This window comes from Quyinboa sediminis (genome assembly GCF_042219855.1).
Classification (GTDB): domain Bacteria; phylum Bacteroidota; class Bacteroidia; order Bacteroidales; family UBA5342; genus JBHJHP01.
The window spans coordinates 999,841-1,012,892 of sequence record NZ_JBHJHP010000001.1 but is presented as its reverse complement, the minus strand read 5'-3'; the positions used below and the strand labels follow the sequence as shown (position 1 = coordinate 1,012,892).

General features: G+C 39.6%; 10 protein-coding genes. 7 read left to right on the top strand and 3 right to left on the bottom strand.

Annotation, left to right across the window (positions count from 1 at the left end; all coding sequences use genetic code 11):
* The first annotated feature begins 15 nt into the window (after positions 1 to 15).
* From ACE1EF_RS04235 to ACE1EF_RS04225, 3 genes are all read left to right on the top strand, one after another.
* The gene (locus ACE1EF_RS04235; RefSeq protein ID WP_375719373.1) at positions 16 to 417 is read left to right on the top strand and encodes a GFA family protein; all 402 of its coding nucleotides are present in this window, start codon (positions 16 to 18) and stop codon (positions 415 to 417) included.
* 91 nt (positions 418 to 508) lie between these two features.
* Positions 509 to 1,633, top strand: coding sequence for a hypothetical protein (locus tag ACE1EF_RS04230; RefSeq protein WP_375719372.1), 1,125 nt, complete (start codon positions 509 to 511; stop codon positions 1,631 to 1,633).
* 135 nt (positions 1,634 to 1,768) lie between these two features.
* Positions 1,769 to 2,902 (top strand): alpha/beta fold hydrolase, encoded by a 1,134-nt coding sequence (locus ACE1EF_RS04225; RefSeq protein ID WP_375719371.1) that lies wholly within the window; start codon positions 1,769 to 1,771, stop codon positions 2,900 to 2,902.
* A gap of 268 nt (positions 2,903 to 3,170) precedes the next feature.
* Here the strand turns inward: ACE1EF_RS04225 and ACE1EF_RS04220 are convergent, their stop codons facing one another.
* Both ACE1EF_RS04220 and ACE1EF_RS04215 read right to left on the bottom strand, forming a co-directional pair.
* Positions 3,171 to 4,487 carry a NupC/NupG family nucleoside CNT transporter gene (locus ACE1EF_RS04220; RefSeq protein WP_375719370.1) on the bottom strand — a complete coding sequence of 439 codons (1,317 nt, stop codon included), beginning with the start codon at positions 4,485 to 4,487 and terminating at the stop codon, positions 3,171 to 3,173.
* A 7-nt stretch (positions 4,488 to 4,494) separates the two neighbouring features.
* Positions 4,495 to 5,112: a bifunctional nuclease domain-containing protein gene (locus tag ACE1EF_RS04215; protein ID WP_375719369.1), complete on the bottom strand. Its 618-nt coding sequence runs from the start codon at positions 5,110 to 5,112 to the stop codon at positions 4,495 to 4,497.
* A gap of 254 nt (positions 5,113 to 5,366) precedes the next feature.
* Between ACE1EF_RS04215 and serC the strand changes: the two genes are divergently transcribed.
* The 3 genes from serC to ACE1EF_RS04200 all read left to right on the top strand — a co-directional run bounded on the left by serC (position 5,367) and on the right by ACE1EF_RS04200 (position 8,760).
* The gene (gene serC, locus ACE1EF_RS04210; RefSeq protein WP_375719368.1) at positions 5,367 to 6,437 is read left to right on the top strand and encodes a 3-phosphoserine/phosphohydroxythreonine transaminase; all 1,071 of its coding nucleotides are present in this window, start codon (positions 5,367 to 5,369) and stop codon (positions 6,435 to 6,437) included.
* A gap of 67 nt (positions 6,438 to 6,504) precedes the next feature.
* On the top strand, positions 6,505 to 7,425 hold the full coding sequence (locus ACE1EF_RS04205) for a 3-phosphoglycerate dehydrogenase (RefSeq protein WP_375719367.1): 921 nt from the start codon (positions 6,505 to 6,507) through the stop codon (positions 7,423 to 7,425).
* A gap of 81 nt (positions 7,426 to 7,506) precedes the next feature.
* On the top strand, positions 7,507 to 8,760 hold the full coding sequence (locus ACE1EF_RS04200; protein WP_375719366.1) for a DUF1015 domain-containing protein: 1,254 nt from the start codon (positions 7,507 to 7,509) through the stop codon (positions 8,758 to 8,760).
* A 276-nt stretch (positions 8,761 to 9,036) separates the two neighbouring features.
* Here ACE1EF_RS04200 and ACE1EF_RS04195 read toward each other — a convergent pair whose 3' ends face one another.
* Positions 9,037 to 12,276: a UvrD-helicase domain-containing protein gene (locus tag ACE1EF_RS04195; protein WP_375719365.1), complete on the bottom strand. Its 3,240-nt coding sequence runs from the start codon at positions 12,274 to 12,276 to the stop codon at positions 9,037 to 9,039.
* 232 nt (positions 12,277 to 12,508) lie between these two features.
* On the opposite strand from ACE1EF_RS04195, the gene ACE1EF_RS04190 reads away from it, so the two are divergent.
* The gene (locus ACE1EF_RS04190; protein WP_375719364.1) at positions 12,509 to 12,994 is read left to right on the top strand and encodes a hypothetical protein; all 486 of its coding nucleotides are present in this window, start codon (positions 12,509 to 12,511) and stop codon (positions 12,992 to 12,994) included.
* The last annotated feature ends 58 nt before the right edge of the window (positions 12,995 to 13,052 follow it).

Genomic DNA, 13,052 nt, shown 5'->3' with positions numbered 1-13,052 from the left:
TGAAAATACAGGGATATGGAATATCTTGGATCTTGTTTGTGCAAAGGGATTAAATTTAGAATTACAGGGGACTTTGAGAACTTTTATTTATGCCATTGCAGATATTGTAGAAAGGATACAGGGTCGGCTCATGCAGCCAACTTATTTTCAACAACAGCAAAGCTGGAATGGATAAAAACAGAGACAAAGATTAAAGTTTTTCAACCGCATAAAAGCAATCATTTGAAGGCCTTTTGCACAAATTGTGGTTCAGCCTTACCAAATTTACAAATGGAAGGCCAACTATTAGCTGTTCCTGCAGGATGCCTGGATACAACATTGGATATTCGACCAGATGCCCATATTTTTATTTCAAATAAGGCAAGCTGGGATGAGTCTCTTGAAACCATTCGTAAATTTGATTGTCTCCCTGAATAAATCAGCATGAGAGAATGATTCTACTCCTGGGTTCGGTTTAGCGATTGATAATAAATTTGTTAGATATTTGATTTAGCAAACTTAGAAAAAGATGAAAAAAGTCTTTCCCATATTATTTCTATTTGTAATGTTTAGTGCTTGCACCAAAAAGTATCCCATTACAGGTAACTGGATTGAACAGGACAATTTTGTCAATCCTGAAATTTGTGAAATCCGACAGGATTTTTATCGGACAGTTAACGGATCATATCACCAGGATAGATTGTATAAAATAAAGAAAGATACATTCTTGTTTAATAATTTCACAGGTCTGGATAAAATACGATTTAAAGTAACAGAGAACGAATTATTGTTTTATGATATTAACAATGACTCACTGTTGAGTAAGTTCGAAAGAAACATTTATAAAAACTTTATAGATTATTTTAATATAAAAAAGCATACAGAGATAGTACTTCCTGTTCTTAAAGCCGTTAACATTGAGTGGAAGGAGAACAGGAGCAATTTTGTATTTGACATTGAAAACAATAATGTAGTCTATCTAAATGGCGAAAAGATTAAATTAGATAGCTTAAGCTATTTGAAACTACTGCCGGATATTGATGATTACTTATTTGGAAGAGGTCAAAACTTAGTTTTTTGTGATGGCAGGATAAGACTTAGTGACCTAAACAAACTTAAATCCGTATTGCAGAAAGGACTTAGAAACAGAATTATATACGTAACACAGGATAGCTCTGATCATCTTTGTGGAATACAATCAGTTCTGCCCTATACTGAAAATAATATCCCGGATTCTCTGTTGTCAAAATATCCACCTCCTCCGCCACCTTTGTTTTCAAATAGTGAAGGCATTAACGAACATACGGTTATATGTAAAATCTCAGCTACAGGTAAAGAAATTAGCGGGAACCCGATAAAATCAGAAGAGTTAGATTCTGTTTTAAAAGAAAAGATGATGTCTACTCAGGTGTTTACAGTAGATGTTTACTTCGATGAAAGGATGGATTATGAAACTTATTTACGGGAATTGTCAAAACTGAGAGCAGTATATCAGGAAGCGAGTGAAAAGAATGGTGAGGAATTATTTCTTAAGTTTCAACAGGAGGATTCAGAGGATGACGGACAGGAGGATATCAGGATGATATATCCGATGTTAATACATGAAATAGACAGGGAAACATATGAAACACTGATAAATCAAAGCTGGCAATAAGCGGTCATATGATGATGACAATTATTAAGATAAAGCAATGGTATTAAAGCCTGTTTACGTTTTGCAGGACACAAACAGCCTGTATCTGCAGTGTGAAATGGTATAATGTATTCAATACTGTCATTCAAATTAAAAATGAAAAAAAACAGTTTCAATATCAAACGTATGTTAGCACTATTAGTTATGATATTTGCAGGACTCGTACTGACAACAATAACTGCCCTATTGATCATGAGTCCAGGTAAGCCTGAGTTATATTTGGATAAAAATGGCAAACCCCTTGCAGGAAGTATTTCGGAAAAGGTTTTCTTAAATATAGGTGGTGTCAATCAAGGCATGTTTATAAAAAGCAGGAATATCAATAATCCGGTTCTGCTGTATGTCCATGGAGGCCCTGCTTTCCCAAACTATTTTCTTTTTGATAAATATAAGCCCGGACTTGAAGATTATTTTACCGTTTGTTACTGGGAACAGCGGGGTGGAGGACTTTCTTATTCCCCGAAGGTTACGATACAGAGTATGAATTTGGACCAGCTTTCATTAGATGCTGTTGAGGTAACGAATTATCTGAGAAAACGTTTCGGTAAAGATAAGATATATATGATGGCACATTCAGGAGGAACAACAATTGCTTTACTTGCTGCAGCCCGGAATCCACAATTCTATAAAGCATATATCGGAATAGCACAGATTACCAATCAAATGGAATCAGAAAAGATCGCCTTTAATTATATGCTGGATTATTTTAGCAAGACTGGAAATCAAAAAAGGTTAAGCCAGTTGAACGCATATAATGTTTCAGGATCAGACTCAAATCTTATTTCATTCTATACGTCAGGTCTTCGGGATCGGACCATGCACGAATTGGGTATTGGCACCATGCACAAAATGACATCTGTTTTCAGGGATATATTTATACCGGTCTGGACCTGTAAAGCATATACACTCAGTGAGAAACTTAAAATATGGAAGTCGAAGTTTACTTTTTTGCCCAAAACTAATCTGAATAAAGAACTATGTTTAACAGATTTTACAGGAAAGGTCCGGAAACTCGATATTCCGGTTTATTTCCTCAGTGGTAAGTTCGATTTAACTGTAAATATTGAACTGTCCAGGGCCTATTCAGCTCAGGTTAAGGCGCCACTGAAAGGTTTTTACTCCTTTGAAAATTCAGCCCATAGTCCGCTTTTTGAAGAACCTGACAGAGTCCGGTACATCATTGAACATGATATTCTGAATCTAAGGACCGATTTAGCGGATAAGGATTAAATCATAAGGGAAATATTTTTGTTTGTGCAAGGGCAGATATAATTCTTAGAATCAGATTATAAAGCCTGCTCAGATCCGATAAAGTAGAATTGCTCCTGACTGTCCACCCCTGAATGCCATGCAGTATTGCATTGATTTCAGATTTCAAGAGTTCCCGTAAATGTATAAATATTCAATTTGCATTTTTCTATGGCAATCTGAATTTCTGATCCAAAAAAACTCAGATATGGATTTTTCGGGACTAGGTTCTAGGTTCTAGGTTCTGAAATCACCCCATAATCATCCCGATAAAGGTTGCCGACAGTGCTGAAGCCAGTGTACCTGCCAGCAGTGCACGAAAGCCAAATTCAGACAACCAGACTTTTTTACCGGGAGCCAGGGAGCCAATCCCGCCTATCTGTATACCTATAGAGCTGATGTTGGCAAAACCACACAGAATATAGGTTGACATGATGATGGACTTTTCGTAGGTGAAAGCACCAGCAGCCTGCATTTTACCCAGACTGGCATAACCGATAAACTCGTTGATGATGACCTTTTCGCCCAAAAGCTGGCCAACCAGGGTCATATCTTCCTTTGCCACACCAATCAGCCACATAAAGGGGGACATGAGATAACCCAGCATAAACTGCAGAGACAGACCATCGTACTGATTATCAGTAATTCTGGCTATGACTTCATTTAATCCGGTGTACCTTCCGATCAGGTTGTTGGTAAAATAGTTAAACATGGCAATAAAAGCAATGAACACCAGCAGCATACCGCCAACGTTCACCGCCAGCTTTATGCCTTCAACTGTACCGTTTGAAATGGCATCCAGAATATTTGTACCGACCTTGTCTTTTGATATTTCAATATTTTTATCAATGTCTTCGGTTTGAGGGAAAAGTATCTTCGATAATACAACAGCTCCCGGTGCTGCCATTACAGAAGCGGTCAGCAGGTGTTTGGCAAACATCTGACGCAAGGCAGGGTCATCACCACCCAGAAAACCAATATAAGCCGCCATTACTCCACCCGCAATGGTAGCCATGCCACCTGTCATGACAAGAAATATTTCGGAACGGTTCATTTTTTCAAGAAAAGCCTTGATCATCAGGGGTGATTCAGTCTGACCCAGGAAAATGTTTCCGGCTACGGACAGGCTCTCGGCACCGGACAGCTTTAAAAAGCGGCTCATAATCCACGCAAGACCATATACAATTTTCTGGATCACACCAAGATAAAACAATAAGCTGGTAAGGGCAGAAAAAAAGATGATGGTCGGAAGAATCTGGAACATGAATATGTAGCCCGTTTTGCTCAGATCCACCAGGTCGCCCATTAAAAATTCCGAGCCTTGTTTGGTAAAGTCCAGTATAAGGACAAATACTTTACCACCATATTCAAAAAAAGCCTGAACAAAAGGAACATAAAGGACACCCAGGGCCAGAATAAGCTGGAATAATAATCCTTTACCAATGGTTGCCCAATGAACTTTTTTACGGTTGGTGCTGAACACCCAGGCAATTCCTATAATGGTTGTGATACCAATAATGCCTCTTACCACGCTTAACATGGATATACCTTGACTTTCTATTACCATTTTTCTTTTATTTTCCGCGTCTTTTTATTTCATCCCTGATTTTTGATGCCAGTTCGTAATCCTCATTACCAACAGCATTTTGCAGTTCTTTCTTTAACTCTTCCATTGTAAATTCGGTGAAATCTATACTGCCTGTATCTTCCGGTGAATTAATCAGATCGTTAAGAGTAGATTCTGTTTCTTCAGGTTTGGGAGAACTGCTGTTTTCGATGTCAAGGATAATGCCGGCTCTTTCAATAATCTCTTTTGAGGTATATATCGGAACATGAAAGCGAAGAGCCAGGGCAACAGCATCAGATGTTCGGGAGTCAATGCGGACTTTGTTTTTAGTGGTATAGTCAAAACAGCTGAGCTCCGAATAGAAAATGCCGTCTTTAAGCTTATAAATAAATACTTCTTCAACCTTAATATTAAATGCCGTGGCAAATGAAACGAACAGGTCGTGTGTCAGCGGGCGGGGCGGGGTTAATCCTTCCAGTTGTATGGCTATGGCCTGAGCCTCAACTCCTCCTATAATGATAGGTATTCTGCGTTCGCCTTCTTCTTCGGCAAGTACCAGGGCATAAGCGCCTGAATTAGAGTGGTTATATGATAAACCGAGAACATTTAACTTTATTTTCTCCATATACAACGGATTTGGGAAAGCGTCTCCCTCTTGTTTCTTAAGTAATTCAACAAATATAAAAAATTATTTTCACCTATAGTTTCCCGGCTAAAAAACTGATAATGAAAAAGTGTTGATAACTATTGAAAGGAAGCACTTTATTTTTGTCAGTTACGCTATTAAATTGTTACAGAAAATGTTAATTTTGAAGCTTCAAAAATATGTATTGGTATTGTTACCCGTAGGGAAAAATTTTAAAAAATAATTGTTTACGAATGAAAAAGCACAATTTTTACGCCGGTCCGTCTATCTTGTCGGAATTTGCCATTAAAAACACTGCCGAAGCTGTTTTAAATTTTGAAGGTTCAGGATTATCGATTCTGGAAATTTCTCACCGAAGCAAAGAGTTTATTGCTGTGATGTCTGAAGCCCAGAAACTGGTGAAAGAGCTTCTTGATGTTCCGGCCGGTTACGAAGTGTTGTTTTTAGGTGGCGGGGCCAGCATGCAGTTTGCAATGGTTCCATATAACCTGTTAAAAACCAAAGCTGCTTACCTCGATACCGGTTCGTGGGCTGCAAAAGCAATTAAAGAAGCTAAATTCTTTGGCGAAACTGTTGTGGTGGCTTCGTCAAAAGCTGACAACTATACATACATTCCAAAGGGATATGAAGTTCCTTCGGATGCAGATTATTTCCACTATACATCAAATAACACCATTTTTGGTACTGAAGTTAAATCTGATCCTGAAGTCGGTGTGCCGCTCGTTGCTGATATGTCTTCCGATATTTTTTCACGTCCGGTCGATGTATCTAAATATGCACTTATCTATGGTGGCGCTCAGAAAAATCTGGGTCCGTCGGGAACCGCTTTCGTCATTGTTAAGGAAGACCTGCTGGGTAAAGTGGATCGGCCAATACCGACCATGCTGGATTACCGGACGCATATTGCCAGTGAATCTATGTTTAATACACCGCCATGTGCACCGATCTATACCAGTCTGCAGACACTTAAATGGTACAAACAGCTGGGCGGCATATCTGCCATTGAAAAACTGAAGAAACAGAAATCAGATCTTCTTTACGGCGAGATCGATCGCAACAGCTTATTCAGGGGTACAGTAGCAAACGCAGAGGATCGGTCGGATATGAATATCACATTTGTGATGAGTGAAGAGTACAAGGAAAAAGAAGCTGACTTCCTTGCCCTGGCATCTCAGAAGGGCATTGTAGGAATTAAAGGTCACAGGAGCGTCGGTGGTTTCAGGGCATCTGTTTATAATGCAATGCCAATTGAAAGTGTTCAGGTGCTTGTGGACGCAATGAAAGAATTTGAAAAGAGTATCTAATCTAACTTAAATTATAAAACGCAGGGAACTCCTGCGTTTTTTGTTTATAATATAATCGTACAAAACTATGGCAAAAGTATTAGTAGCTACCGAGAAACCTTTTGCATCAGCAGCGATAAAACTGATAAAAGAGGTTACTGACAGTGCAGGTTATGAATTGGTATTACTGGAAAAATACACAGATAAACAACAGTTGCTTGATGCTGTTGCTGATGTGGATGCAGTAATTATCAGAAGTGACATCATTGATTCCGAAGTGATCAATGCCGGAAAGAACCTGAAGATAGTGGTCAGAGCCGGTGCAGGATATGATAATGTGGATCTGGCTGCAGCTACTTCAAACGATGTTTGTGTGATGAATACGCCGGGGCAGAACTCCAACGCAGTTGCTGAGCTGGCTTTTGGTATGATGGTATTTCTGGCACGGAATCAGTTTAACGGGACTGCCGGAACCGAACTGAAAGGAAAAAAGCTGGGTATTCATGCTTACGGTAATGTGGGACAGAATGTTGCCCGGATTGCCAAAGGATTTGGTATGGAAGTGTTTGCCTATGATCCATATTGCGAAGATAAGATTAAAGCAGACGGTCTGAATCTGATTACAGACCTGAAGTCATTCTATTCCACCTGCGATTATGTCTCCCTGAATATTCCGGCAACGGCAGAAACAAAAAAAACCATCAACTACGATCTGTTGCGCTATATGCCAAAAGGTGCTGTACTGGTAAACACAGCCCGTAAGGAGGTAATTGACGAAGATGGACTGCTGAAGATCATGGAAGACCGTCAGGATTTCAAGTATATTTCAGATATTGCTCCGGATTGTGCTCCTGTATTTGCTGAAAAATACACTGGCAGACATTTCTTTACCCCTAAGAAAATGGGGGCTCAAACTGCTGAAGCAAACATCAATGCCGGTGTGGCAGCTGCAAAACAAATTGTAGGATTCCTGGAAAACGGCGATGCCACATTCAAGGTAAACAAGTAATTTTTATATACCCGACATTATAACTTAACAGGTTGGTTTTGATCATGCAAATGGCGGATCCAACCTGATAAACTTTTTTTTATGGCAATAATAAGACCTTTTAAAGGCTTGAGACCTCCTGTGCTGATGGGGCGGAAAGTTGCATCAAGACCCTACGATGTGATGAATACCCAGGAAGCACGTGAAGAAGCCGGTGATAATGAAAAATCATTGCTGCACATAATCCGTCCCGAGATAGATTTACCGGTAGGAACAGATGAACACGATGAGGCAGTTTATCAGAAAGCTGTCGAAAATTTACAGTCTTTTATTAAAAAAGGATGGCTGGAACAGGATGATATGCCGTTCTATTATATCTACGCCCAGACAATGCAGGGCAGAACACAATATGGTATTGTGGCCTGTGCTGCCGTGGATGACTATCTGAATGGTGTGATAAAAAAGCATGAACTGACCCGGAAGGACAAGGAAGAGGACCGGATGAAGCATGTGCGCTATACCAATGCCAATATGGAACCGGTATTTTTTGCCTATCCTGCCGTAAAAGATATAGATAAAATTGTGGCCGACTGGGTGGAAGAACACAAACCGGCACATGATTTTACTGCTGATGACGGTTTTGGACATACCTTATGGGTGGTAAATGATCCGGACGTAATAGAGCAGATCACCATTCTATTTAAAAAGCGTGTGCCAAGCACTTATGTTGCTGACGGGCATCACCGGACAGCTGCTGCTGCTCTGGTAGGAAAGGAAAAGCGCGAAAATGATCCGGAGTATACAGGCAACGAAGAGTATAACTTTTTTATGGCCGTTCATTTCCCTGATAATCAACTGAACATCATTGACTACAACCGTGTGGTTAAAGATCTTAATGGATTATCGAAAGAGGAATTTCTGACTAAACTTCAGGATAATTTTGAGGTGGAGGAGAAAGGACAATCTATTTACAAGCCTGATTGTCTGCATAATTTTGGCATGTACCTGGATAACACTTGGTACTCTCTGACAGCCAAACCGGGCACATATGATGATAATGATCCCATTGGCATACTGGATGTCACAATCTCGTCTGATCTTATTCTTCGCGATATTCTTGGTATCGACGATCTTAGAACCAGCAAACGTGTGGATTTTGTTGGGGGTATCCGTGGTTTGGGAGAGCTGGAGAAAAGGGTAAATTCCGGCGAGATGGAAGTTGCTTTTGCATTGTATCCGGTGTCTATGAAGCAGTTGATCGATATTGCTGATTCGGGTAATATTATGCCGCCAAAGACAACATGGTTCGAACCAAAACTACGTTCAGGACTGGTGGTGCATTTACTGGAAGACTAACTGAGTTTATTATAATGTGAAGGCGTGGCATTGTTGCTGCGCCTTTTTTTGCGTTAATGCTTTCCCGCAGATGGCGCAGATGATGTCGCGATTTTCGAAGATATAATTTCAAATACAATAATTGCTTAATTCCCAGGATGTAGCCGGGAGACTAGGCCCGACGTTTTATCATTAAAACACGGTTTAGAACTTAAGATCTACATCTCATCTCCCGATTCACGGATTACAACTCACGGTAATTGCAACTTACAACTTATAACTTATAACTTTCAACTCTTAAACTTCCACTATCTTATCCATTGCCACATACCATAAGTACCCTTTTACCTCGGAAAAGCCCATGCGGTTGAGAAGGTTCTTATAGGTTGCCACCTGGCGATGATATTTTGGATCATCAATCTCGCCAAATTTATAATCGATTACTTCCACAAGACCAGCGTTAAGAATCACTTTATCGGGTCGCCATTCGCGATCTTTTTGACGTATGGATATTTCATTCAAAACAGTGTTCTGTGAAGAAAACCAGCGGTTTATCAACGGATGATTGAATTTGCCTGTGACGATTTCGATTAACCTCTGACTTTCATCTGAAGAAATCTTTCCTTCCCTCGATTGCCGTTCAATGTTTCGACAAATATTAGCGGCATTTTTACCCTGTCTGAATGCTTCATGTAAAAAAGTCCCGATATGTGCTTTGGCCATCAGATCAGTTTCTGATAATGAAAACACCTTTGGTGCATTCTGCCGGATCACCGGACTGGTTTTACTTGCTTCCGTTAACCCATCCAGATGCATCAGCGATGCCTGATCTGTCTGTTCCTGTCTGTTTTGTCTGACTTTGCACTCACCAAAAGTTGTAAAGCCCTCTTCATGTTCAGTGATGTTCATGGTGTCCGAAACACTTTTTAAACAGGTATCCAGAAGTGTGGTAACACTGTTACTGTTAACCAGCGAGCCCAGGATGTACAGCTCTGTTTTTGCTCTTGTTAAGGCAACATACAGCAGGTTCAGATTATCCACATTGGTCAGCAACTGTTCCTCCATCAACGTATCTTTAAACACCGTGTCTTTCAATGCATTCGTTAGCTGAACAGGGACGATCGGCAGAGGTAGGTTCAGTGACTCCGGCACCTTGCACCAGGCAACATTCGTGTTTTTATCGATATCCAACTTCCAGCTGGCAAAAGGAATAATGACGATAGGAAACTCCAGACCCTTGGCTTTATGAATGGTCAGTACCTGTATGGCATTCTCTGTTTTTGGCGGTTGAACCGAACTCTTCAGGCGAATCTCATCCCAATGATTAAGAAATCCGTAAACATCAGATGCATAGCGTTTGACATATTCATTTAATACATCACGGAAGGCCTCAATAAAAATGATTTGTTCCGGATCATCTTCCAGGTTGAACCGTTGAATTATCGCATCTGTTTTTTCCTTTAGTGACAACTTTTCCAGTCCATGGAGTTTTTCTGCAATGGCATCATGCAGTACCACTTGTCTGTCTTTTTCAGGATTAAACCGGGTGGTTGTGATCGGTTCAGATGCCGAAATAAAGTAGTTTATCTCTGAAATCAGCAACAGATTATCAGGTTCTGTTTCAAGATTTAGTACATTTACTATGAACCTCAGTACTTCGGATGCGCCCAGAATGAGCGAATCGGATGAGATGACATCATAGCTGATATCCGATCTGGCTTTATCACTGTGTTTATAATGTAACAGGTATTTAATCAGCTCTGCACCTTCGCTGTTTTTACGAACCAGCACAGCAATATCACCGGGCTGGTAACCACGCTCCTGAGCATTTTCAATAAAAGAAACGGTCTGTTCTAAAATATCTTCTGTTTCAAACTCTTCTTTCTTTCCAAAATTTTTAAAGTAAACATAACCATACCCATCCTGATGTGTAATGTCCTGTCTTTGGTTTTCATAGGCTCTTGTTATCATTTGTTCCCAAATCCTGTTCTCCGAAGGATAACTGTTGTTAAAGTTATTCTGCAGGATTTCCGGAGCGTGGTCAAAAATGAAATTATTAAAGCGGACAATGTTTTCAGAGCTTCGCCAGTTTTTATCCAGGTACTCATCATTGATCTGCTCAGCAGAAAATTCGGAATATACAGTATTGGCCAGTAATTGCCAGTCGGAGTTACGCCACCGGTATATGGATTGTTTCACATCGCCCACCAGCAGGTTTGGATGTCCGAAGGCCAGACTATTACTGATGAGAGGTTTAAAGTTTTTCCACTGCATATTGGAGGTATCCTGAAACTCGTCGATCATGAAATAACCGAAGGTATTGCCGGCTTTTTCATAAATAAAAGGTGTATCATTGTCGCCTATAATGGCGTCGATCATCTCATTGGAATCGGAGAGGAGCAATAGGTTGTGTTCTTCTGTATAGGCCTTAACAGACTGGTGAAGATCAATAAAAATACCCAGGGTGAAAAAATTGCGCGATATAGCGCTCAGCGATTGCAGTAGTTCAAAATTATCATCATGAAACGCAAGATATTCAAGCAACAGCGCTTTTAAACCGTTATCTCTCGCTGTTGCGACTTCGTTAATAAGGGTACTGCTTTTGGTGACCCAGGCATTGTCATCTTCAGCCATATCCAGAGTACGCTTTTTCAGCAGTTCTTTATCTATATTACGATTGGCAAGTTTAGCAAATACATTTAAACCAGTGCCTTTACCATATTTAAAATCGGTAATTTCAAGACCGAAATTCTCGATCATTTCCAGACCTTTTTCACCGAATATGACAAACTCATTTTCAAGCAATCTGATCCGTTTTTTCAGATCTTTTGATATGGAGAGCATGGTTTGTTTGTCTTTCAGCGCATCAAAAAGGTTCTGTTTTTCCGTTTTAAAACCTTCTTTAAACAGTTCATTCCCCAATCGGATGATATCTCCCGTAATGTCGTATTTTTCACCCTCTTCCACACGGCTTTCAGCATAAACAGTCAACCAGTTCAGCAGCTCCGATTGTTCCGTTTCTTCCAGGTTCATAAAAAGCTGCTCAACGGCTTCGGTCAGAATCGTCCTGTTATCCAGTTGCAGATTATAGTTGTTGAAGATCCCAAGCTCTTTGGAAAATGATTTGATGATATACTGGAAAAACTTATCGATGGTGGAAATGAAAAAGTGCGAATAATTATTCAGGATCAGGCTCAGAATATTTACGGCGATTTTCATTATTTCGGCCTCACTCATAAACGGGAAGGCCTCTTTTAATGCCTGACGGTGTTCGCTTTTCCGGTTTTCGGTATCCGGCTTTGAAAGCAGGAACAGTTCATTTACCACCTTGCTTTTCATTTCTGCTGTGGCTTTATTGGTAAAGGTTACCGCCAGAATATGCCTGAAGTTGTACCGGTTCTGAAATAACAATAAAATGTACTCGCGAACCAGGCGGTATGTTTTACCGGAACCCGCAGAAGCTTTATAGATGGTGAGATTTTCCAATACTTTGTTTTTATAAAAGTATGATAATTCTTTATCAGACACAAGTATCATGTATCATGTATCAGGATAAATGCAATATCCTTTGTGGACTAAGTTCTTTCTGAAAATGAGCGTTGAAAGATTTGATCGAATTACGAATCAAGAGATGTCTTCCTTTTTAAAAGGGAGTGTCCCGAAGCCAACGGAGGGACGAGGGATTTTGATTTAACGGCATAACAATATTGCAAATAACATCTGAATTACATAATTTTAGACAGTGTGAATATAATCAAATTACCTGAAAATGTTGGACAAAGTTACCAGGTTCGAAATACATAAAGAAGGCGATTTTAGTCTGTTTAAAAGGAATATTGAATCTTTTGCCAAAGAGCAACCAAATTACAGGATTGTACTGACTGAAGACAGCATATACCTTAAAAAAAACTGGATCAGTTTAATGGATGCATTCACTTATCGTAGGTATTTATCAATTTTTCTGACGAATTTTGAGGGTGATATTACGTGTCAAAATAGCATAATAACGATAAAAGGTAAAGTCCGGCTTTCGCCATGGTATCGTGTGATTATGACTTTCATGCCAATCCTGTTTGTTCTGATGTTATTTTTAATCCTGATATCAGGATCTGATACATTCGTTTTTTTAGGTATTGTTTCGGTTGTTATAATATTCAACCTGAATATTCAGATTGGTTTGGACAGATTTGTATATAAAAGAATAATTAATCAGGCTTTTAAAAATTATTTTGTTGATCCCAATGATGAGGCATAACTTAATTCTGGTTTACTGATGTTTCATTAATACATCTTTTTTTGTCACAAAATTCAAT